General features: G+C 37.3%; 19 protein-coding genes and 2 pseudogenes. All 21 read left to right on the plus strand.

What is annotated here, in order from left to right; translation table 11 throughout:
* Nucleotides 1-259 precede the first annotated feature (259 nt).
* The 21 genes and pseudogenes from FAY30_RS10825 (at nucleotide 260) to FAY30_RS10915 (ending at nucleotide 24,540) form a co-directional block, all read left to right on the plus strand.
* Complete coding sequence (locus FAY30_RS10825; protein WP_149869893.1) at nucleotides 260-3,835, plus strand: flagellar hook-length control protein FliK; 3,576 nt, start codon at nucleotides 260-262, stop codon at nucleotides 3,833-3,835.
* A gap of 16 nt (nucleotides 3,836-3,851) precedes the next feature.
* Nucleotides 3,852-4,292, plus strand: coding sequence for a flagellar hook assembly protein FlgD (gene flgD / locus FAY30_RS10830; protein WP_223820937.1), 441 nt, complete (start codon nucleotides 3,852-3,854; stop codon nucleotides 4,290-4,292).
* A gap of 22 nt (nucleotides 4,293-4,314) precedes the next feature.
* Nucleotides 4,315-5,286, plus strand: coding sequence for a flagellar hook-basal body complex protein (locus tag FAY30_RS10835; protein ID WP_149869895.1), 972 nt, complete (start codon nucleotides 4,315-4,317; stop codon nucleotides 5,284-5,286).
* A 165-nt stretch (nucleotides 5,287-5,451) separates the two neighbouring features.
* The gene (fliM, locus tag FAY30_RS10840) at nucleotides 5,452-6,426 is read left to right on the plus strand and encodes a flagellar motor switch protein FliM (protein WP_149869896.1); all 975 of its coding nucleotides are present in this window, start codon (nucleotides 5,452-5,454) and stop codon (nucleotides 6,424-6,426) included.
* A gap of 1 nt (nucleotide 6,427) precedes the next feature.
* A complete protein-coding gene (gene fliY / locus FAY30_RS10845) occupies nucleotides 6,428-7,552 on the plus strand; it encodes a flagellar motor switch phosphatase FliY (protein WP_149872664.1) in 1,125 nt (374 codons plus the stop codon).
* Between the two features lie 27 nt (nucleotides 7,553-7,579).
* On the plus strand, nucleotides 7,580-7,942 hold the full coding sequence (locus tag FAY30_RS10850) for a response regulator (protein WP_149869897.1): 363 nt from the start codon (nucleotides 7,580-7,582) through the stop codon (nucleotides 7,940-7,942).
* A gap of 356 nt (nucleotides 7,943-8,298) precedes the next feature.
* Nucleotides 8,299-8,703 (plus strand): annotated as a pseudogene (locus tag FAY30_RS28040) (MCP four helix bundle domain-containing protein); the annotation flags it as partial.
* Nucleotides 8,704-9,513: 810 nt separating this feature from the next.
* A complete protein-coding gene (locus FAY30_RS28045; RefSeq protein WP_411675490.1) occupies nucleotides 9,514-10,434 on the plus strand; it encodes a methyl-accepting chemotaxis protein in 921 nt (306 codons plus the stop codon).
* A gap of 212 nt (nucleotides 10,435-10,646) precedes the next feature.
* Nucleotides 10,647-12,680 carry a chemotaxis protein CheA gene (locus FAY30_RS10860; protein ID WP_149869898.1) on the plus strand — a complete coding sequence of 678 codons (2,034 nt, stop codon included), beginning with the start codon at nucleotides 10,647-10,649 and terminating at the stop codon, nucleotides 12,678-12,680.
* A gap of 18 nt (nucleotides 12,681-12,698) precedes the next feature.
* Complete coding sequence (locus FAY30_RS10865) at nucleotides 12,699-13,121, plus strand: chemotaxis protein CheW (RefSeq protein ID WP_149869899.1); 423 nt, start codon at nucleotides 12,699-12,701, stop codon at nucleotides 13,119-13,121.
* 51 nt (nucleotides 13,122-13,172) lie between these two features.
* Nucleotides 13,173-13,652, plus strand: coding sequence for a chemotaxis protein CheW (locus FAY30_RS10870; RefSeq protein ID WP_223820993.1), 480 nt, complete (start codon nucleotides 13,173-13,175; stop codon nucleotides 13,650-13,652).
* 55 nt (nucleotides 13,653-13,707) lie between these two features.
* Nucleotides 13,708-14,118 (plus strand): annotated as a pseudogene (locus tag FAY30_RS28050) (MCP four helix bundle domain-containing protein); the annotation flags it as partial.
* An 804-nt stretch (nucleotides 14,119-14,922) separates the two neighbouring features.
* Complete coding sequence (locus FAY30_RS28055; protein ID WP_411675491.1) at nucleotides 14,923-15,843, plus strand: methyl-accepting chemotaxis protein; 921 nt, start codon at nucleotides 14,923-14,925, stop codon at nucleotides 15,841-15,843.
* Nucleotides 15,844-16,000: 157 nt separating this feature from the next.
* Entirely contained in the window at nucleotides 16,001-17,122 is a 1,122-nt protein-coding gene (locus tag FAY30_RS10880) for a putative bifunctional diguanylate cyclase/phosphodiesterase (protein ID WP_190284868.1), read from the plus strand.
* Between the two features lie 92 nt (nucleotides 17,123-17,214).
* Nucleotides 17,215-18,501 (plus strand): diguanylate cyclase domain-containing protein, encoded by a 1,287-nt coding sequence (locus FAY30_RS10885; protein WP_149869902.1) that lies wholly within the window; start codon nucleotides 17,215-17,217, stop codon nucleotides 18,499-18,501.
* Between the two features lie 149 nt (nucleotides 18,502-18,650).
* Nucleotides 18,651-19,094, plus strand: a complete 444-nt coding sequence (locus FAY30_RS10890) for a YaaR family protein (protein WP_190284869.1) — start codon at nucleotides 18,651-18,653, stop codon at nucleotides 19,092-19,094.
* A 234-nt stretch (nucleotides 19,095-19,328) separates the two neighbouring features.
* Nucleotides 19,329-20,198 (plus strand): flagellar hook-basal body protein, encoded by an 870-nt coding sequence (locus FAY30_RS10895; RefSeq protein ID WP_149869904.1) that lies wholly within the window; start codon nucleotides 19,329-19,331, stop codon nucleotides 20,196-20,198.
* A 25-nt stretch (nucleotides 20,199-20,223) separates the two neighbouring features.
* Nucleotides 20,224-21,066 carry a flagellar hook-basal body protein gene (locus FAY30_RS10900; protein ID WP_149869905.1) on the plus strand — a complete coding sequence of 281 codons (843 nt, stop codon included), beginning with the start codon at nucleotides 20,224-20,226 and terminating at the stop codon, nucleotides 21,064-21,066.
* Between the two features lie 121 nt (nucleotides 21,067-21,187).
* Nucleotides 21,188-22,705, plus strand: coding sequence for a flagellar filament capping protein FliD (fliD, locus tag FAY30_RS10905; RefSeq protein ID WP_149869906.1), 1,518 nt, complete (start codon nucleotides 21,188-21,190; stop codon nucleotides 22,703-22,705).
* Between the two features lie 301 nt (nucleotides 22,706-23,006).
* Nucleotides 23,007-23,339, plus strand: a complete 333-nt coding sequence (locus FAY30_RS10910; protein ID WP_190284870.1) for a carbon storage regulator — start codon at nucleotides 23,007-23,009, stop codon at nucleotides 23,337-23,339.
* Nucleotides 23,340-23,469: 130 nt separating this feature from the next.
* Complete coding sequence (locus tag FAY30_RS10915; protein ID WP_149869908.1) at nucleotides 23,470-24,540, plus strand: flagellin N-terminal helical domain-containing protein; 1,071 nt, start codon at nucleotides 23,470-23,472, stop codon at nucleotides 24,538-24,540.
* Nucleotides 24,541-24,720: the final 180 nt, after the last annotated feature.

A 24,720-nucleotide genomic window follows, 5' to 3' on the forward strand; every position in this document is an offset into this window, starting at 1 on the left:
GCAAATGTATCAAGAAATTATTGCATTGATTTAATGAAGAATATACATTAATAATACTGGTGAAAAAGGTAGTGTTATAGGTACACTGCCTCTTTTATTTTGATCAAAAAACAATCAATATACATAATTAGGAAACATTTTGATAAAAAAGAGAGGGATATAATTTTATTTTTTATATGAAAAATGTCATGACGAAAAAAAAACTATAGGTTATAATTTAGATTAATTGAGTTTGTTTTCTTTAAGAGGGGGTAAGTGTTTGGATGTCAGTCAAAATTCAATCAAAATAAATCAAACATTTCAAGTTGATGGTAGAAAGCCAAAATTAGGATTACAGCCTGAGACACCAACAATACCCTTTAATCAGATATTTTCCCTATTTACTACTTTGGATAAATCTATTGAAACGGAGTTGAACCCGGGAATCATTTCTGGAAATTTGCCAGTAAATCGATTAAATGGTAATCAACAGAGCGGAATGATACAGGAAAACGTTGATCTGAAGCATTTAGAAAACATTTTAATATCATGGGCTGCTGAAATCCAGCAAGAACACTTGTCATCAGAAATAAGCACTAAAAATACCCAACCAGATGGGTCTTTGGTCAATAATTTAAATAATGACATTGAATCTATTCCTTTAGACCTAGATAATTTGAAAGAAACGCTGTTTGAATGGTTAAGTACTATTGACAGTGGTAATCAAACACCAAAACTAAATGTAGTACAATGGATGCTTCCTATTATACAAATGGTTAATAAGGCAGATTCTTCAGGAAATCAAATTGATAATTCTGTTGTTAATGTAGAAGGGCTTCAGGAGATTTTAAAACAGTCTTTAACAAGTGGAATATTCGATAAATATAGTAACAGTTCTGCATCGACATCTAGTTTAATCACTAAAGAACATAACGTATTGAATCCAAATCCACCATTGGAAACGAACAAAGGCAACCTTAATTCGTGGCAAAATTCAAATCAGTTTTTACCTTCCGCTCAAATGAGTACCGAAAATAATGTAAAAACAATTGATAAAACCTTAATAATAGAGGATAAACCAAAGGAAGTTCCTGCATTGGGGATAGGGTCTGGAGATCAAGAGCAGATTACAACTCTTCCCGTTCCGAAAATTGCAGCCGTTGTTAGTAAGATGCTTACTAGTTTTGTTAGAGGAGAAAATGGTTTGACCCAAGAAACGAAAGCGGATTTTCTACTGCATGTTGAATCTGCGGGGTTAATCAAAATAGATTTTGTTTCAAAGCAAGATGAAATTTCGGGGCAGATTATTGCTGATACACCTCTGGGGAAAGAAATACTTGAAGGCCAGCTTGAGCCAATTAAACGGGAGTTACAGCAGAAGGGGATAAACATAGAAAAGCTGGTTCTAGATATTGTGCAACGAGAAATTATTTTAGAACAGCCTGTGAATAGCCAACATAATGGAATGGTTAGTAATCTTGTGGCCGATCATCAACAAGGTATAAATATCCCTAATCAAGGATTGATAAATCAACAGCCTAAAGAAGTAATGAGTACTGACCAAAACTCAAGGTCCTATCAACAAGATATTCATAATTCTTTGATGGATTATTCAACAATCGATATTCTTGGAAAAAGCAATAGTATTGGAAATATTTCGCCAATACTGGATCCTCCTGCCCAAGTGGGAGAAGGATTAATAAACAAATCATTAATAAGGGTGAACCAACTTTTTGTTGATGAATTAAGCTTAAGCCGAATAAACGCAGCTACAGGTCCACAACAGCCTTTACTAGCAGTTTCTGAATTTGTTCCAGAAGTAAGTGCTTGGATTGAACGGAAAATAAGTGCTACTCCTTTCCAGGATGTAGAAGCGAATGCTAAATACACTTTAACACCAGAGTCACTTGGGAACATTGACATCAACATTGTTTTACAGGATGATCGATTATCAGCGGAAATAATAACTTTCACACCACAGGCAACAGATGTGTTGAATCGTCAATTGTATAGATTGCAAGGGGGATTACAACAAAGTGGAGTAAATGTTGAAACGATAAATATTGTTCAACGGAATGTACCTATCCAAAATCCATCTGGTTGGCAACAGGATTTAAATTTACAAACACAGAGCCAAAACAACCTCAACAATTTCGCTGCAGAAACCAGCCAGTTGAATGGAAATATAAGGACAACCCAGATGAATCAACTAGATTTCAATTTGCTAAAACCGGAAATCTTACAATTGAATGGAAAGACTATAGAATCCGAAATTAATCAATGGAATTCAAAGACGATGGCAATAAAACCTACTCTTAATATTATGGATCTTACTAAGACCGTCCCATCACCAAATCTTTGGATTGGAAATATAGGTAAAGAATTTTCATCGATACCTTTCTTAGGTACAATTCCTACTATAGAAAAGACGCTTCTAACTGTTAGTAACCAACAAGTGGGTAACCAAGTAAATTTGGAAGCCAGTAAAAGTGGCAACCAAAATTTTCAGGAAGTGATGGCTGGAAACACGTCGATTATTAATCAAGTAAGCGTATCTGAATTTGTTCCGGAAATAGCAAATTGGATTAATCGAAATGTAACGCTAATACCTGAACAAAAGAGTGTGTTCAGGGGGACATTCTCATTAATTCCCAGCGACTTTGGCAATGTTGAAATCAACGTTACTACTGAGTATGGCCAAGTTGCAGCGCAAATGATTATTGACACACCGTTAATAAAAGATACCCTTGATTCTCAGTTACCGCAACTGAAACATGGATTGCAGCAACACGGGTTAACCCTTGAAAAACTTGATATCGTGTATACTGATTTGCCAATACAAAATACAGAGAAGGTAGACCCAGAAGTTAACGATTGGAATCCAGAAACTTTACAACAAAATGGTGCAAACAAACTTGCAAATGATGTGCAGCAAGATGTTAGAATGATGAGTCCAAAGGAAATAAATCCGAACGGATCCTTACATAAGCAGGACGATATTCATCATATTAATGGACGAAATTGGGAGAGAATCCACCAAAGTGAACCTATTCAAAAGCAGCAGATAAGCAGAGGGGATTTCTCGTCAATTCTAATGGAAAATGGGCAGTCTGCTCAATTAATGGGTTCGAATCAAGTTAATCAATCTATTAATCTATCTGGACAGTCCCTTAATCAAGATGTGAATAAATTAGACTCACCTGTCCTTGTTACAGATCGGGCAAGTTCTAAAGGCATCAGTTCCGGAAATACTGATATTCCTACAAAAACCGAAAATGGAAGTGTCAAAAATGATTTGGTACATTTGGGCATCCCTATATCGCAAGCTGCTGTAAGCCAACATGAAACAGAGACAATTCAAAGGCTTCCAATGGCTTCAATACGAGAAGTTAGTAGCTGGATCGGCCAACATATTAGATTAACATCTGTTCAGGAAGGTACAACGGAGGCAAAATTTTCATTAACCCCGGAACATCTGGGGCATATCGAGATTAAAATTTCTTCTCATCAAGGTCAAATAACCGCACAAATTTTTACTGAAACATCACTGGCTATGGAATCACTAGAGGGTCAGTTGCACCAATTAAAGCAGGCATTGCAGCAACTGGGGTTAAATATACAAAAATTAGAGGTTATTCAACAGCCTTTTACATCGACAGATATAACTCAAACAAATCCGACATTCTCTCAAGGGGGATTTCATTCATCTCAGGAACAACGCTCCCAATCCTTAACACGGAATGGAATAAAAAAGCAAAAAGATGATGAGCAAATGGAAATTGAAAGGGAAACCCCAGCTATTCCATACAGGGGTTCTGCTTCAAAGTCTTCTTCAAATATTGATTTTACAGCCTAGAAAGGAGCTTAGAGTCTTGAGTTGGGTAAATATTGATCATGCTGCAAAAAGTAATTCGATTTTCAATAATGTTAAGCCCTTCGAACAAAAAAGTTCATTGGGAAAGGATGACTTTCTTAAAATTCTTGTAACTCAGTTATCAAATCAGGATCCGACTAATCCCGTTCAAGATAAGGATTTTATCGCTCAGATGGCAACCTTTAGTTCACTTGAGCAAATGACGAATTTAAATAGGTCATTTGAAAAATTCTCCAGCCAACAAATAAGCCAGCATGCTGCTGTAATTGGCAAAGAAATCAGTTGGTTAGAGAGTGACCAAGGGTTCATTTCGACTAAAAATGGCATGGTTAATGGGATATCAATGGAAAACGGCAACTATTTTTATATGGTAGGGGATAAAAAAATCCCGATGGAAAATGTGATTGAAATGAAGCAAACAACAACCGAATCTAAATAATCGATGAGAAGAGGAATAAATAATGTTAAAATCATTATACTCCGGGGTTTCTGGAATGAAAGGTTTTCAAACAAAGATGGATGTCATCGGAAATAATATTGCCAATGTCAATACAGTTGGATTCAAAAAGAGCCGGGTTGTATTTCAAGATATTATCAGCCAAAATATTAAGGGAGCCACTCCACCTTCCGACACGCGCGGCGGGGTCAATCCAATGCAAATTGGTCTTGGATCAAAGATAGGGGCTATTGATAATGTCCATACACCAGGTAGTCCAATGTCAACCAATATTGGATCAGATTTAGCGATTGATGGAGATGCTTTTTTTGTAGTATCACCGGATTCTGCATCTTCAGGTGCATCCCTTGATAATATGCCAACATATTTGACAAAGGCAGGCAACTTTTCATTGGATGCAGATGGTTACTTAGTTAATTCTAATGGTTTTTTTGTTACAGGGGTAACAAGTAATATTGATACACCAGTAAAACCTGAAGATTATGCAAAAGTAAAAATTAAAATTAATGAAGATGAACTAGTAACTCCCGAGTCACTTAAATTTGTTTCTTATTCAGTAGATTCAAATGGAAATATTAACGTTGTACGTGAGGATGGTGCTAGCGGGAAGTTAGCATTTGATGGGACCAAATATTACCTAGCTACTCCGGCCAGTGACCAAAAACAGGTTATCTCACTAGGTACGGCTGTGGTTCCGAATCCGGCTGGATTGAAAAAAATCGGTAATACGCTGTTCGAGGTTACCGCCAACGCCATTACAGATGATCCTAATACCACAGGAAACGAGCCTGTAATAGGCCGTATCGCTGATATTAGAGGCGGTCAAATGAACTCCGGTATGCTTGAAATGTCAAACGTTGATTTAACTGAAGAATTTACTGAAATGATCATTGCTCAGCGTGGATTCCAAGCTAACTCTAGAACCATTACAACTTCAGATTCTATTTTAGAGGAAATTGTAAACTTAAAACGGTAAGTAAATAATAGATAAATTCAATTATTTCCCTTCATTAAAAGTCAGGAGGAGGCAAACGGGATCTATCTCGAATGACCCTCTTTTCTTTTTCATTGAGAAGTGGAACTCTTACGTAGTTTCAATACTTGATTCTATAGCTCAGGGAAGAGTTAGGGGGAAGGCCTTTTGGCAGATGTATTATCGCAGCAAGAAATCGATGCCCTTTTATCCGCACTAAATAGTGGGGAAATACAAGCATCAGATGTTAAAGAAGAAAAGCGCAAAGTAAAAGTTTACGATTTCAAACATGCGATGCGCTACTCCAAGGAGCAATTGCGCAGCATTACACGAATTCATGAGAACTTTACTAGACTTTTGGCGTCTGATCTTTCAACGCAGCTCAGAACTTTTGTTCAAATTGAAATTGATTTGGTGGAACAGGTGAATTACCATGAATTTATTGCCTCAATCCCGTCAAGAACGATTTTGAATGTTTTTGAAGTAAAACCAATGGATGGAAAAATGGTGATGGAAATCAACCCTCAAGTAGCCTATGCTGTGCTTGAAAGAATGTTGGGTGGACAAGGGGACCCAGCTGAACGAGAGGGAGCATTGACTGAAATCGAATCAGTGCTTATTCAAAAGGTTTTTGCCAAATCATTTGATATGTATCATGAAGTATGGAAAGGTGTCGAAACCATCCAGGTGAAATGGGAAGGAATCGAATCAAACCCGCAATTTTTACAAATTGCTTCACCCAATGAAACCGTGATTGTCATTGCTTTTCGTACTATTATCGGGGAAACGACAGGTCGGATGACTTTATGTCTTCCACACTTAATTGTTGAGCCAATGCTGCCTAATTTAACTACGCACCAATGGTTATCTACAATGTCAAAATCGAATGTTCCACAGCAGGATAAAATCAAACAAAACTTGGACATCGTACCAATATCCATTATTGCCGAACTTGGGAGAGCAAAGCTTCCTGTTTCTGATTTACTAAACCTGCAAATTGGCGATGTTATCGGAATTGACGTTGGGAAATTGCAAGTTAAAATAGATCAATTGACAAGGTTCATAGGAAATCCAGGTCTCCTTAACGGTCATTATGCTGTTCAGATTGACCAAGTAATCGATTCTGAAGGAGATGATGTATAAGATGAACGAGGGCACACTTACACAAGAAGAAATCAATGCATTATTCAGTCAAATGGAATCAAACCAGGGTTTATCTATAGATGATTTTTTAAACTCCATGGAGAAGGATGCACTCGGGGAAATTGGAAATATTTCATTAGGGAGTTCCACCACCGCGTTATCCGCGCTATTGAATCAACGGGTGGAAATTACTACACCGACATTATCCATTATTGAACAAGAGCGGATGGAAGAGTTAATCCAGGAAAAGCATGTGGCTATTCATGTTGATTATACGGCTGGTTTTCGTGGGAAAAATTTATTAATGATTAAAGAAAAAGACGCAAGAATTATTGCCAATTTAATGATGGGCGGTGATGGCATTACCTTAGAACCTGAGCTCTCGGAAATGCACCTAAGTGCGGTTCAAGAGGCAATGAACCAGATGATGGGATCCGCTGCGACGTCGATGTCTCAAATCTTTAATCAAAAAGTGGATATTTCTCCACCAACAGTAGACGTACTTGGATTTCCACCAAAAAAATTAGAAGACCTAGAAGATAAAATTATTATTCAAGTGTCATTTCGTTTGAAAGTAGGAAGTTTGATTGATTCCAATATGGTACAGTTTATACCTCTGTCGTTTGGAAAGGAAATGATCCATAAAATCCTAAGTCCTGCAGAACCAGTGGAATCGGTGCCTGTTAAACCAAAGTTAGTTCCAATTGTTGAGACATCTAGTACAGCTGTCCATCAAACAGCAGCAAATTCACAGCCTGGACAAAAACCGACTCAAAAAATATCTGTACCATTACGGGAAAATGCCAATGTTCAAAAGGTTGAATATGCAACATTTTCTAAAAACTCACAAGGCACTGCAGGAGTTAGTAATATTGATTTAATCTATGATATACCACTCACAATTACAGTAGAGCTCGGAAGAACGGAAATGCCAATACGGAAGATTCTTGACCTTGGTCCAGGTGCTGTAATCGAATTAGATAAATTGGCCGGAGAGCCAGTAGATATATTAGCGAATAATAAGTTGATTGCAAAAGGGGAAGTCGTCGTCATTGAAGAAAACTTTGGTGTTCGGATCACAGATATTATCAGCACAATGGATCGACTTACAAAAATGACAAATTAAGTACATTTCACTTGGGAGGGGAATACTTTGGCAAGAGTATTAATCGTTGATGATGCAGCATTTATGCGTATGATGTTAAAAGATATATTAACTAAAAATGGACTTGAGGTTGTTGGAGAAGGCGTAAACGGAGAAGATGCTATCGAAAAATTTCAGGAACTTCAGCCCGACATTGTTACCATGGACATTACCATGCCTGAAATGGACGGGATTACGGCAGTGAAAAAAATTAGAGCCATTAATCCGCAGGCGAAGGTTATTATGTGTTCAGCAATGGGACAGCAGCCGATGGTATTAGAAGCCATCCAAGCAGGGGCAAAAGATTTCATCGTAAAGCCATTCCAAGCTGACCGGGTTATTGAATCCATTACAAAAGTATTAGGAAGTTAATAATAAATTTAAGGGAATTTTATAAAAAGGAAAGCGAGACGCAAACCGATAATCAAATGTTTCGGTCATCTCGCTTTTTTTTATGAGTTTTTATAAAAAATTGAGATAAAAACTTTTTCGATATACAAAATTATCAAAATCTATCAAAAAGGTTTACTGAAAAGTCAAAAATTATGCTACTATCAAATATATAATGATAATTATTAAAGTAGTTAAATAGTTCAAGAGGAGAGATATGAATGTCTAGTAAGTTATCGAAGAAAGGTAATATGACATCCGACCAAATACCTAAGATGATGAAATTAATGGATAACAAAACAATTAAACAGATTAAATACATGGTAGAGAAAATCCCAATGAACATTAAGCTGCTCGGCAGTTATATTCTCGTATTATTATTTTTAGGGACCATCACTCTAGTGTCCTACAAGAATATTAATGTATTGAGTGACAATGTACATATACTTGGAATAAAGCAAACGCCTAAAATTGAATTAATTGGAGAGTTAAAAGAAGAAGTCACTAGCGTACGGATGTATGCGGCAATGCATTCATATGAGCAGGACCCCGCAACTAAATCAAATATTGAAAGTTACATTAAAGTGGACGTAGAAAAGGTCAATAAAAATATTAAGGAATTACAAAAATTAAACTTGGACGAAGATAATAAAAAAGCGTTACAGGAGTTTACTGCTAATTTTGAAAAATATATTGACCTCCTTCCCTCATTTTATGAAACATCCAGAACAAATAATTATGAGGAAATACACGGGAAAATGGGAGTGTTAACGGCCCTTGGCGGCAAAAGCATTGTCTCACTTAAAAAATTTGGGGAGAGCTTACAAAAAAGCAACAATGAAATCATTAAAAGTGCGCAACAAGATGCATCAAGTTCGAAAACTCAAATTACGTTTGCCTCCATCTGGACAATATTTTGGGGATTACTAGTCGCCTTTCTAATTACTTCGCTTATTCGCAGATCTGTTAACAGAGTTGTAAAAAATGTTGATACCACCACACATTCTGTTACAGAAATAAGAAAATCGATTGATCAAACAGCAGCAAGCGCACAGGAATTAGATACATCAATGACGAAAGCAAACGACTCAGTAAGTGAACTTGTTACTACTATTCAACAAACAGCGGATAGTACGAATATGACCGCCTCTGGAGTGGAAGAAATCTCTGCAGCGATTGAAGAAATGAGTGCATCTATTAATATCGTTTCAGAAAGCACTAGTATTCTTACATCGTCAGCAGAAGAAACATCCGCAGCCATTCAGGAAATGATGGCTTCCATTGAACAGGTAGCTGGAAACGTTGTAAATGTAGATATAAGTGTCGATGAAATTTCTGCTGCGATTGAAGAAATGAATAAGTCGATAAAAAGTGTAAGTATGAATGCATATTCGATGGCCGAAAGCACGGAACAAACTAATGCATCTGTTGAGGAAATGGTCATTTCAACCAAACAAATAGCAGATAGTATACATAAAGTGGACGAATTAAGTAATTCTGTTAAAAATGATGCCATTGAGGGAACGGTTTCTTTGAATGAAACATTAGCAGGAATGAAAGAAATTTCACAAGTTATTAACCAAGCTAGCCATGTGATGGGAAAACTAGGGCAAAGTTCGATGGAAATTGGCAGTATTATCGAAGTTATTGATAAAATCGCCGATCAAACCAATTTATTAGCGCTAAATGCCGCTATTGAAGCAGCACGTGCTGGTGAACATGGAAAAGGATTTGCCGTTGTGGCAGATGAAGTCAAAAAATTAGCAGAACGCTCGGCAAAAGCAACAAATGAAATAGCAGCACTCATAAAAGGAATTCAAGTTGAATCTGAAGCAGCAATGACATCAATCAATGAAGGTGCAGAAAAAGTTAAAACAGGTAATGAATTGGCCAATAAAACCTATACAGCTATAAAGAAAATCACGGAAGGCATTGCACATGTAACCGAGGAAATGAATCAAATTGCTATTGCAACCGAAAAACAATCAAAGAATAGTGAAGTTTTTGCTGAGTCGGTAGAATTAGCTATGAAGCAAACAACGATTATGGCTAATTCTACAAAAGAACAAACACTAAGCGCAGAAGAAATTGTAAAAGGGATAATGAAAATAAAAAATCAGGTTGAACAAATTTCGATTGCTGCTGCCGAACAAGCACAAGGCAGTTTTGCCATTGTGGAGGCCGTGCAAAATGTGACAAACCAATCAAGTTCTGTTACTAATGCTACGAGAGAACAGGCACTTACAGCTGAAGAAATTGTACGAAATATAAATAATATGAAAGAAATGGTCCTTCAAATAAGTGAAGCTGCAAATAAGCAGGCAAGTTATGGCCGTGACATCTCTTTAGAGGTTGAAAATGTCCGCAAACAAACAGAAGAATTATATAACGGCATAGAAATTCAAACGAAAGAAGTAGAAGAAGTGGTATCCTCCATCACTGATGTAAATATGCAAATCAAAAAATTAAAATAGTTTTTGGTAGTGAAACGCTTTCGCTGACAGTTGCGAAGGCGTTTTAACATCAAAATGTCAAAGAAAAACAAGAAATAGTCGAAAAGTACTAAAAAAGTTTGATATCACCTTTGTGAATTATGCTAAGATAAAAATATATAATTTAAACCCAAGCGTTAAACATTTGACCAATTATATTAATCCTACTATTCCGATCATGAGGGGAGTTTGTAATGGAATTAAATGATTTTTTAGAACTATTTATCGAAGAATCAAAAGAACATGTACAGTCTATAAACGATGAATTATTAAAACTCGAGTCGGATCCGGATAACCCTGCTATTGTAAGTGAAATCTTTAGGTCAGCTCACACACTTAAAGGTATGTCCGCATCAATGGGCTTTGAAGACTTGGCTTCGTTAACACATGAAATGGAAAATGTCCTCGATCTCGTCCGTAATTCTAAATTACATATCACAAATGAGATAATGGATGTCATTTTTACATGTGTTGATCTTATTGAAAAAATGGTTGATAGCGTGGAACAAGGCGGGGAAGGAAAAGCGGATGTAACCGAAGTTGTCAGCCAGTTAAAGAAGATGCATAATCCTTTAAGTACTTCTGATGAGGTATCAAACGAAGCTTTACAGGAAGTAGCCGTCGCTGTTGCAGATGACCTTTCACTGGATGAATTTCAATTATCAATGATTTATGAAGCAAAAAAGTATGGAAACCATGTTTACCAAATTACTATTTCAATTGATAAAAAATGTGTGATGAAATCGGTAAGGGCGTATATGGTATTTCAATCTGCAGAAGAACTCGGCGAGATCATATTAAGCGACCCTTCTGTTGAAGAAATAGAAGCTGAAAAGTTTGATGACTCTTTTTCCATTTTACTGCTTACTGTACACGACATTGCTGAAATCCAATCAAAATTTAATCAAATTTCTGAATTAACAGAGGTCATCGTTACTGAAAGTTTGATAGGAAAGGCCGAGTCGCAACCGCTTGTGTCGGATAATTCGATTCTCCCTGCTGTGAATCAAAATGATCAGACAAGCCAACCTCCAGATAATTCGGAAACGAATCAAGTAAAAAAGAAGCACCGTTCAAAATCAATTCGTGTGGACATTGAAAAACTAGATCACTTGATGAACCTTTTTAGTGAATTGATTATTGACAGAGGACGATTGGAGCAAATCTCAAATAACTCCCATCTTCTGGAATTGTCGGAAACAGTAGAACATATGACTCGGATCTCTACGGACTTGCAGGGCCTTATTTTGAACTTGCGGATGGTACAAATAGAACAAGTATTCAATCGATTCCCTCGGATGGTACGCGATCTGGCAAAAGAACTGAATAAGAAAATCCTTCTAGTGGTTGAAGGGGAAGAAACAGAATTAGATCGAACCGTCATAGATGAAATTGGAGACCCATTAGTCCATTTGCTAAGGAATGCATTAGACCATGGACTTGAATCAACGGAGGAAAGACTTCTTTCTGGTAAACCCGAGGAAGGAAAAATCTTATTAAAAGCATACCACAGCGGAAATAGTGTTTTTATCGAAGTGTCTGATGATGGTAAGGGAATTAATCGTGATAAAGTCCTTAACAAAGCCCTTGAACGGGGAGTAGTAACAAAAAAGGATGCGGATTTACTAACAGATGAGCAGGTTTATGCACTGCTTTTCTCTTCAGGATTTAGCACAGCAGATAAAATTTCCGATATTTCTGGCCGAGGTGTAGGACTTGACGTCGTAAAAACAAAAATTGAATCATTGGGAGGAGAGATTTCGATTGAATCTACCCCCGGGAAGGGTTCCGTTTTTCGAATTCAACTGCCGTTAACCTTATCTATAATTAATGCCATGTTAATTAGGGCAGTTGAAGAAACCTACGCTATTCCATTTAGTTCGATTTTAGAAATAGCCAAAGTCTCCCAAGAGCAAGTGACAACCCTATATGGACAAAAGGTATTTCAATTAAGGGACCAGGTAGTGTCTTTAGTGTATTTAAATGAAATGTTCAACGTGCCACGAGCTGATGAAACAAATGCGGTTCCACAACAGCTGGTTATTGTCATTGTCCGCAAGGGAGATCTATTAAAAGGGTTGGTGGTTGATTCGGTTATAGGTCAGCAAGAAGTAGTGTTGAAGTCTTTAGGGACATATTTGACAGACTTATATGCTATTTCAGGTGCAACCATTCTTGGTACTGGGGATGTTGCATTAATAATGGACACGAATCAATTATTTCATTAGAAAGGGTGAAACTTTACAATGAATTGTAAGATTGTCGCATTTAAACTCGGTGATGAAGAGTATGGGGTGGACATTCAATATGTACAGTCTATAGAAAAGCTTCTAACTATCACAAGGGTTCCCAATTCCCCCATGTATGTGAGGGGTGTGATTAATCTTCGGGGAAATGTTATACCCATAATCGATCTGAGAAGTAAATTAAATCTCAGCTCAGAGGCATTTACGGAAGCTACACGTGTAATCATTACAAAAAATGAAGAATTAGAAGTGGGTTTGATTGTAGATCAAATTAGCGACGTTGTGGACGTTCTAGAAGAGTCATTTGAGCCTTGTTCTGTTGGGGATCTTCAATCAGAATTTTTTGAAGGGATTGCGAAAACCGAAGGAAGATTACTAATCTTACTAAAAATAGAAGAGTTATTGAGAACCCATGTCAGCTAATCCAATTAGTGATAAATGATGAATATTTACCTAGGATGTGAGATTCGATTGATGAAGCAATTTATAGATCAAAATGTAAAAGTACTGATTTTTAGAGTAGGTCAGGAAGAATATGGAGTACAGATTAGTCAAGTGGTGTCCATCGAACAGCTGCAGGAAATTAATTCCTATCCCAATCGACAAGCCCACGTGTTAGGCGTTACAACCGTTAGAGATGTCGTTATTCCAGTTGTTGATATGCGCTCTGCTTTGTCAGCGGAATCACTTATTCCATCGGATTCAGGGCGAATGATCATTGTAAAGGTTTCCAATGGCCAAGAAATTGGAATCGTTGTTGATGCAGCTACGGATGTTACTGACCTCCCAAGGGAAACGATTCAACAGCCAAGCCTTTTAGCAGAACAGGATATTTCTTATTTAACTGGTGTATCAAAAATAGGTGACCGACTGATTATCCTTTTGGATATTGAAAAATTGCTCGAAAATACCACAAATTTAGACGAACTCAAAGAAATTATTCATTCGTTATAGTCTAGTAAATGGAGAGGGTAAACAGATGTCTATCAAAAAATTTAATAATGTTTCCATGAATGTTAAACAATGGGGTAGTCATATTGTTGTCATTATATTTTTTGTATCACTGACAATAGTGTCTTATACGAGCATTAATCATTTAAAAAAGGATATTAATTATATCGGTAAAACCCAAATTCCTAAAACCGAGCTAATTGGAAATATGCGGGAAGAGATAACAGCTATTCATCAATATGTAAATCAGCATTCTTTTCTCCGTGATAATACTGAGAAATCGGGAACGGAAAATTATATTCGACAGGAAATCACAAATTTAAGAAGTGACATTAAAGAAATGAATAAAATGTCGCTACCGAAGGATAATCAAAAATTTTTAGATGAGTTTAGTAAAAGCTTTGAGCTATACGCAGCGATTATCCCTTCCTTAATAGAAGAATCAAAAAATAATGAATATGATTCGCTCCATGGAAAGTTGGAAGAGTTAAAGGTTCGGGGAGATAGTGCAAACGCAGCGCTTAATGCTTTTGCAAAAAATTCCAGTAAATACACCGATATGGCAGTCACAGATGCAGAAGAAAATGCGGTGAATTTTATCCGTGAAATTATCATTGTTTCGATAATCGCTGCGATTTTCAGCGTCATCGTTTCCCTGCTTATCACTAAACTGATTGCCAGTACTGTAAAAGGTGTAGATAACAATGTGGATCTTACCATGACATCGGTTACCGAAATTAAAAAATCGATCGAACAGACGGCTGCAAGTGCACATGAACTGGATACTTCGATGAAAAAAGCCAATGATTCGGTTAGTGAACTGGTAACTTCCATTCAGCAAGTTGCAGGGAACACAAATATGACATCTTCAAGTGTCGATGAAATTTCAGCCGCCATTGAAGAAATGAGTGTTTCAATTAATTTAGTTGCAGGAAATGCCAATCAATTAGCGGTTTCTGCTGAAGAAACGTCCTCCGCAATCCAAGAAATGATGGTATCCATTGAGCAAGTGGCCGGTAATGCCGGCAATGTAGGGGCAAGTGTCGAACAAATTTCAGCTGCCATTGAGGAAATGAGTAAATCGATTAAAGGTGTAAATGAAAGTGCCGAAAATATTAACAGTAAGACAGACCAGACGTCAAAAGCGGTAACAGATATGGTTACATCCATAAGAAAAGTGGCAGGTAGCGTGCAAACGGTTAACGAGTTAAGCTATTCTGTAAAGAATGATGCTGTAGAAGGAAGAACTTCTTTAAATGAAACCTTAAATGGTATGAAGGAAATATCTCATGTTATACATAATGCTAGTGATGTCATCGAAAGGCTTGGAAAGAGTTCCGAAGAAATCGGCAGCATTATTAAAGTGATAGATGAGATCGCTGACCAAACAAATCTTTTAGCCCTAAATGCAGCAATCGAGGCTGCCAGAGCAGGAGAGCATGGAAAAGGGTTTGCTGTTGTTGCGGATGAAGTTCGAAAGCTAGCTGAACGTTCAGCCAAAGCAACAAAGGAAATTGCCGTCCGTATTAAAGGGATTCAACAGGAAACGGCAGCTGCCGTTACATCTATTAAAGAAGGATCTGACAAGGTAAGGGTAGGAAATGAATTAGCAGAAAAAACAAATCAGGCTATTCAAAAGATCTACCAGGGCATTATTCAGGTAACGGACGAGATGAACCAAATTGCTTTGGAAACAGATGAACAAACAAAGAGTAGCGAATACTTTGAGAAAGCTGTTGAGCTTACAGTGAAAAGTACAACGGAAATGGCTTATTCTACTAGAGAACAATCCATCACGGCTGAAGAAATTGTTAAAGGCATTCTTGAAATCCAAGAACAAGTGCAACAAATTATTGTTGCTACTGGTGAAGAAGCAGATGGTGCCCGTGCCATTATGTCAGCAGTTGAAAATGTAACGAACCAATCGAATTCCGTCACAAATGCAACGAAAGAACAAGCTCTTACCTCTGAAGAAATTGTTCGAAATATTAATAGTGTAAAAGAAATGGTGGACCAAATTACAGTCGCAACCGCCGACCAAGCTAAATATGGCAAGGAAATCGCTTCAGAGGTTGAAAATGTGTTAAAGCAGGAAGCAGAGTTATTCACTGGTATTGAAACACAAACAAAAGAAGTAAAAGAAGTGGAAACTGCAATTTCCAACGTTAAAGAAGAGGTGGAAAAACTAAGCTAAAAGATTTTAACTTTGCATTTTTGTTCTAACTGTTAACCTTAATCGAATCATTGGTCATAAATACGGTTCGATTAAGGTTCAAAGAATAGTGGAATGAAAGAATTAATCAAATAGCATGTGAAAATCTATTTTTACATATGGTGGTGAAAAGAGGATTGTGCGACACACAAATGAACCATTTCAATTAAATACTGATCTTAAGAATGCACTAGAACAAAATGAATTCATTCTCAACTATCAGCCTAAGTTAGATTTATTTTCAGGTAAAATAATGGGTGTTGAGGCTTTAATCCGTTGGAACCATCCCATTAATGGGCTTATCCCTCCGTTGGAGTTTATTCCTCATGCAGAGGAGACAGGTCTTGTTATCCCGATTGGCGAATGGGTTTTACGAACTGCATGCTTGCAAAATAAGGCGTGGCAGAATGCAGGCTATACGCCAATCGTTATGTCGGTTAATCTTTCTGTCCGTCAGCTGTGTCAAAAAGATTTCGTTGATGTGGTCCGAAATATATTAACGGAAACGAACCTATCACCTGAATACCTGGAGCTTGAGATAACGGAAAGTATGATGGCTGATACGAATCAAGTTCTTCCGATGATCAAAGAATTGAAAAATTTAGGTGTGCAAATAAGTTTGGATGATTTTGGCACAGGATTTAGCTCACTTTTTTACTTAAAAGAATTTCCTATCAGTAAAATAAAAATAGATCAATCATTTATTCTCAATTGTACATCAAATTCCAATAATACAACCATTGTAAAAACGATCATCGCCATGGCACATCAATTGAAAATGGGTGTCATTGCCGAAGGAATAGAATCAAAAGATCAACTTATATTTTTACAGGAGAACTTTTGTAATCAAGGGCAAGGATACTTATTCAGTAAACCATTGCCACCAGGAGAACTTATTCAATATTTTGGTGATATTGAAGGAATTATTGAGAATGAAGGACTTATCCTAGAACATAATAACCCGAAAACAATTGAAGAACTGGAGGAAAGTGCATTACGAGATTTTTTTAGCACCAGTTCAGAAAAGAAACACTTAGAAGAAGCGATCGTACATATAAAGGAAAATTTGCGATTTATTGAAGAAAAGCTGCTCATATTTACTCAGGAATTGAACAATCCTTTACATTATCTAAAAAAAATGATTCAGCAAGTACAGCTGGGAACGGCTATACCTGATGAAAATTTCTTATATGAAATGCGGCGAATAGAAGAGATTTTACAAGAATTAGTAACAATTGCACAAACCAATCATAACCACTAAAATGAAGCATATATGGTTCTTATCAAACAGCCAAAAAGATAAGAATGACAATGAGGTCACACTAATAAGGTTATCACAAAGGGAAGTGGTACATGACCATGTTGCTGAATGAATTATTTAATGAGTTCTTTCAATCTATTATTGAATATAATCTTGATGCTGTACTTGTTTTTTCAATTGAAGGAAAGATTATTAAACAAAATCAACAAGCTGCAAAGATATTTGGATATACTGACGATGAAGCTCGAGGAATTCATTTCCGGAAGTTAATTGTGTCTAAACAAGAAGAAATTTTTGATCAAATGAAACGAGCAGCTCAGGGAATTCCATTTGATACTGAGATCAATGCTTATTGTAAAAAGAGAAAAGTTCTTCACTTACAGGTAAAATGCATTCCTTTGAAGTCTCAAAATCAAATAATTGGATTTTTTTGTGTTGTGAAAGATATGACAGAATCATTTAAAGCGAAACTTTCACTTAGGGAAAGTGAAAAAAGATATCAGCTCCTGGCTGATAATTCTCTCGATTTAATCCAGTTGCTCAATCTAGATGGTATTGTTACATACGCCTCCCCCTCTCATAAAACGGTATTGGGCTATAATGCAGAAGAATATGTCGGAAAATGGGTCCTCCACCAGCCAGATGGGGCTGTTGATGAAAGTTTTAAGAAAACCTTTGTGAACATGGTTTTGACTCAAAAGGCGTTCACACACGAAATCCGCCGCAAACATAGATCTGGTTATGATGTATGGTTAGAGTTGAAGGGGACGCCAATGTTTGATGAAGATGGAAATTTCCAACATATGATGCTGGTTGGGCGAGAAGTTACTGAACGGAAGATCTATCAAAAGGAACTGGAATTCTTAAGCTTCCATGATTCATTAACAGGGGTTCCAAATCGAAGGCTTTTTAAAGAGAAATTGGAACAAGCCTTAAAGGAAGGAAAGCGTTACCAGCGGAAATTTGCTCTGCTCTTCATTGATTTGGATCATTTTAAACGAATTAATGATACCTATGGTCATGATATAGGGGATGAGCTGTTACTGGAATTTTCGAATAGGGTGAAGCAACAGCTTCGTGAATGTGATACGTTGGCCCGCCATGGTGGAGATGAGTTTACCATCATACTATCTGACCTGCAAGCTGAAGCGGAGGCCATCAAAATTGCTAAACGAATTTTGGGATCACTTAAGGAACCTTGGAAAATTGGAAAACATGTGATTCAAATGACATTAAGCATGGGAATCGCACTATATCCAAAGGACGGTATTTCCAGTGATGAACTATTGAAACATGCGGATAACGCCCTTTACGTTGTGAAGGAAAACGGAAGGAACAATATGCAAGTATATTCAAGAATAACAGAAGATTTATCGTAGGCTCTTATTGATGAAGATAAGGGCTTTTACTTTTTTGAAAGCTGAATATTTTGGTAGTTCTAGTAATGAAATTTTGATATAGATAAAGTATAATTAAATCATATTTTGATTATTATTTGATCGAATTTGATATAGGAGGAGGACCCCTTTTGAAGATACATGACCCGGTAAGGGTGAATTTTAGTGATCCCAGGCAAACAGGAGTGGATCGGTCCACCTCTAATAATGCTGCATTTCAAAAAATAATCAGCTCGTATTCAAAGGATTTCACAAAGGATTATTTACATAAGCTCCTTGAGGGAATTAATCAGCAAGGACAGCAATTGATTGAAAATCCAACCTTTCGCGAGCTGCAGAAATATAAGGATTTAGTGAAACAATTTATGGGAGAAGTCACGAAGAATGGGCTGGCATTGCATCAATCAGAAAGCTGGGACATGTACGGCGGGAATAAAACGTTAAAAACGGTTCAGGTGCTGGATCGCAAATTAATTGAATTAACCGATCATGTCCTGAATCAACAAACCTCCGGCCTAACCCTCTTGGAACGAATTGGCGAAATGAAAGGGTTATTGCTTAATTTATATACCTGATTAGCATAAGAAAATTAATAAAAATAATAAGTTTTTACTAAAGCGACTAGTTTTTTTGCTTTAGAGAGCCTAAAGCTACGGAAAAAATATGTGAACGGTGACTGTGAAGGGTTCAGAGTGCCCAAAGAAGAGGAAAAAAGCAGGGAACGGTCACTGTGAAGGGTTTAGAGTGGCCGAAGAGGAGAAAAAAAGTAAGGAACGGTCACTGTGGAGGACTTGAAGGGAGTTAGAAATATGTTAAGAGGATTGTATTCCGCCGCATCAGGAATGTACTCGCTTGAGCGTAGACAAGAGGCATTGGCTAATAATTTGGCAAATGCTCAAACACCGGGTTTTAAGAAAGATGATACGGTACTACGTGCATTTCCGAACCTATTAATCAATCGAATTCGTGATTTTAATGAAAATGGCGCCGGAGCACAACAGTTATCCGGACAGTCTGTACCAATTGGTGTACTCTCAAATGGTGTTTATACCCAGGAGCGGATTCCAAGCTTTCAACAAGGCTCCTTTGTGCAAAGCGGAATGCGGCTCGATGTGGCGATTGATGATCAAGCGATTCCGATGGAAAATGTGAATGGACGAGTAGTAAAGCCAACTGCCTTTTTTGCGATACAGCTGCCGGATGGTGGTGTTGGATATACTCGGAATGGAAAATTCGATTTGGATGCCAATGGGAACCTGGTGACATCGGATGGTTATCGTGTGTTAGGAGCAAACCATCAGCCAATCCAATTGGTTAACAATAGTAAAGAAGATGTTCAGATTACCGCAGATGGACAAATCATGGTAAATTCAGAGAATACAATTCAAAATGTCGGGCAAATTGGTATCGCCGTTGTTCAAAATCCATACGAGCTGCGCCGTTTGGGGGGGAATGTCTATCAGTCTGACCAAGAGGTTCCTTTTATCCAAGATGGCGGCGGTACGAATCCGGGCGTTAATCTTCACCAGGGATATTATGAGGGGTCGAATGTGGATGCCGGGCAAACGATGTCAGATATGATGATGACCGTCCGCGGATACGAGGCCAATCAGAAGGTAATCTCTGTTTATGAACAATCAATACAGCAGCTGTACTCTGTTGGGAAACTTAATGGATAAGTAAGGAAGAAAAGGAGCTAATCAGATGAATACATCATTATATATTTCTTCCGGTGCACTAAATGCCTTTCAGCAAAAAATTGATAACGCATCAAATAATGTTGCGAACGTAAATACGACGGGCTATAAACGCAAGGATCATAGTTTTTCAGAAATTTTAGCAAATCAAATAAATAATCAGGGACGGACAAATCAGGAAGAAGGGCGTCTATCTCCTAATGGACTACGCGTTGGTTACGGTACCCGCACTGGGTTAACACAGTTAGATACGACCCAAGGGCAAGCGATTGAAACAGGTAATCCTTTTGATTTCATGATTCAAGGAAAGGGCTATTTTCAAATCAGCGATCCAGCGTCCGGTGAGGTCAGATTTACCCGTGATGGGAATTTTCATTTAACGCCGAATCCTGCTAAATCAGGGAGATACTATTTAGCAAATGCAAACGGTAGCTTTTTGATGGATCAAACGGGTAAGCCGATTGAACTGGATGCACAGTATGATGTCAATATTGATGCCACCGGTCAAATTCATCTAAAAAATAAAAATGGTCTTGAGGCTTCTTTTACTTCCCCGCAACGGATTGGACTAGTTGAGATTCAAAATCCATCGATTTTACGGAATGCGGGTGGAAATGAATTTTCGATTGACACAGGAGCATTAGGGAATGGTGGAAATATCAATGACTATGTGAGGGTGCAGCCAGCCGGTGCTGCGCAAATCTCAACTGGTTATCTTGAAGGTTCGAATGTTGATTTAACGACTGAAATGACGGACCTAATGATGGCACAGCGCAGTTTTCAAATGAATGCCAGGGCTGTTTCTTATGCCGATCAAATGAATGGGATTGCCAATAATATATTGAAGTAATGAATTGAGTGTTGACCGCCTCACCTGTGGGTGATCGCGGTCTTTTACATATTTACTTAACTTTTTTGGAGTTTAACCGATTAATAGATAATAGAAGAATTTTTTTGAGGGGGGAGACACAATGGTCAGCGTTAACTTGACAACGCATATTTCGGGATTGGCGTCCGGAATGGATACCGAAAAAATGGTAAGCGACATGATGAGGGTTAATAGAATCCCACTAGATAAATTGATGCAGTCAAAAACACTTAACACCTGGAGAACGGATGCATATAGGGAAATCAATACGAAAATAGCTAGTTTTAGAAGTGCGATGGAGGATTTACGACTTGAAGGGACGTTTACTTCAGCACAGAAAGTAACTTCAAACAATTCGAGTATTGATGTTTCCATGGCCGGGAAAGCATCGTTAGCGGGTTTTACAATTACAGCCGCAAAAATGGCTACACCGCCAACAGGATCATCAGTTAGTTTCAATACAGGAATAAAGAGTGGCTCGGATTCTATTTTCATAGACGAAAATAGTGCCTCAGATATTAGCTTCTTTGTAAATGAAAAAAAGATTACTATACCGAAAGAAAGTAAAACTTTTGATAAAGCAATTGCCGAAATGAATTCGCAACTCGCTGAAAAAAACATCAAAGTTGCTAATGTTGGCGGCTCACTTGTATTTACGACAACTGATACTGGAGCGGATAAATCCATTACAATAGAAGGATTTGATAACACCACCTCCAGTTTGAATTTAACAAATGGAACTACTAGTAACGGCTCTAATGGGGAGAAGGGGTTTGTTACAATTAATGGAACAACGATTGAAATTTCCAGTAACAACTTTACGTATGACAATGTCAAAATTAATCTTAGAGAAGATATTATCAATGGAAATGGGCAAGCAGTGGTAAGTGTGGTACCTGACACTGATAAGCTTTTCGATAAAATAAAAACGTTTGTTGATAAATATAATGAATTAATAAAGGATTTAAATGACAAAATTTCAGAGCCAGTAAATCGAAAATTTCCGCCATTAACGGATGAGCAAAGGAAAGCGATGAAAGAAGATGAAATTAAGCAGTGGGAAGAAAAAGCGAAAATTGGATTGATCTCAAACGATCCAACGGTTCGTCAATTTCTGACTCAAATTCGTACTAGTATTAATGAAGCGGTGCAAGGGGTAACAGGGGCAGTTGGATCCTTGAAGGATATTGGAATTACAACAAGTTCAAATTATCGGGAAAACGGGAAATTAACGTTAGATGAATCAAAACTTAAATCGATGCTTTCAACCAATTTGCCCGATATTCAAAAATTGTTTGCCGCTAAGGATACTACCGATAGTTCAAAAAATACCATAACAAGCACAGAAAAGTATGCTAAAAGCGGTCTTGCTGTCAGAGTTTATGATCGAATCGGTGACGTGTTGGATAAATTAAAAGTCATTGCTGGTGCTCCGGGTACTGTATCGATTAATAGTAGTTTGGCAAAAGAGGCGGCATCGATTGATAAAAATGTGGCTAAAGTTCAGGATCGTTTAAATTCTAAAGAACAGAATCTCTGGAAGAAATTCAACGCGATGGAAGAGGCCTTACAAAGATTAAATTCCCAAAGCTCGTGGCTATATCAGCAGCTGGGACAATAAGTATAATCATTAACCAAAAACCTAGTCGGGATGGATTCCCAGCTAGGGTTTTTTTGTATTACCGAAAAAATTTGATTACTGGAGGAAATTGGCATTAGTAATATTTAAAAAATATTATTAGAAATACTAAACTATCTTTTTAAGTATCCGATAAAAATAATAACAAGAAATGGTGAAGGTTAATCAAAAATAGATATTTATTTTGATAAGAATCACTAAATTAATTTCTTGATAATCCGATAAATAAAATAAGAGAATGCAATTGTTGTCTTGGTGTTTAAATGAGTTTGGAGGTTGTGTGATGCTGATTGTAGGCAGGGAAGTTGGACAATCTGTGATAATTGACGATGAAATCAAAGTAACTGTTCTACAATACGGTTCAAAGTTCAAACTCTCGATTGAAGCTCCAAACCATGTTCAAATTTCCTCGAGTAAACATAATTTGAACAAACTGGGCAAGCTCAAAAAAACAGATCGAAAAATTGGCGAGACTTTGCAAATTGGTGATCATGTCAAAATTGCCATGATTCAAACACAATCTGGCCTCTTACGATTCGCCATTGACGCTCCAAAAGAGATCAGTATATTTCGGGAGGAAATATACGAAAAACGAAATAAAGAACTAATCAGCTAATTAATATTTATACATAGAGTTCTTTATTGTTATTTCGATAATAAACCCATAAGGGAATTATTATATACCTTTGCGGGAAAAACTTCCCGCAAATCAAAATTACTTACACAAAAACTGGAGGTTTTCACAAATGCAAATTAATCACAATATTGCAGCACTCAACACGTATCGTCAGTTGAACACTGCATCAACAAATCAATCTAAATCAATGGAGAAATTATCATCAGGGCTTCGTATTAATAAAGCTGGTGACGATGCTGCTGGACTTGCAATCTCTGAAAAAATGCGTGGACAAATTCGTGGATTGGATATGGCTTCTAAAAATGCACAAGATGGGATTTCTTTAATTTCGACTGCTGAGGGTGCATTAAATGAGACACACTCAATTTTACAACGTATGCGGGAACTATCTGTACAAGCTTCAAATGATACAAATATTGGTACAGATAGAACAGCAATACAGGAGGAAATTAATCAACTTGCCACTGAGATTGATAGGATTTCTGATACAACAACTTTTAATACTCAAAAATTATTAGATGGTAACTTCACAAATAAACAATTACAAATTGGAGCCGATGAAAATCAAAACTTCCAATTTTCAATTGATAATATGAGTGCCACTGCTTTAATTTCATCTGCATCAAATCAAACAGCGAATGCTAGTGTAAAGGAAGTCGCAGTTGTAGCAACTGGAACTCCTGGAACTGAACCGTTTGCAAAAGCCGACGTGGATGTTTCTGGTTATACTGAAGCAAGAGACTTAGACATTAAAATCAAAGCAACAACAGCACCTGATGGAACAAATAAAGGTACATTTGAAGTAACTATTAATGGGGAAACGCAAACAATTCAATCAGATTCGGGGGCTGCTGATTCGGATTTAACAATTACTGTTAAGCCTGGACAAACTATAACTATTGATACTCAAAATAACTGGACGGACAGTGATGAATTCAATATTAAGGTAGCTGGTAAAAAAATGACAACTACTGGACCAGATGTTAGCACATATGCTAATGCAAAAGATGCAATTTCTAAACTTGATACTGCAATTGAAACAGTTTCAACACAAAGGTCAAAACTAGGTGCATACCAAAACCGTTTAGAACACACTATTAATAACTTAAACACTTCTTCTGAAAACCTAACTGCAGCGGAATCTCGTATCCGTGACGTAGATTATGCTTTAGCTGCTTAAGTGCAGTGACAAGTACAGTCGTCCTAGCTGGTAACGGCTAGCGATTATTATCGGGTGAATTGCTGGAAAACCCTTAGAGCTTTTCTTGCCACAACGTAGTTGGAAACGACAAGCGTGATGGTTTGAAAAAAGAAAAGATTGGGCAATCAGCAGCCAAGCTCCTGTCTCGAAAGAGTGGAG

Source organism: Bacillus sp. S3, from assembly GCF_005154805.1.
In the GTDB taxonomy this organism is placed as follows: domain Bacteria; phylum Bacillota; class Bacilli; order Bacillales; family Cytobacillaceae; genus Neobacillus.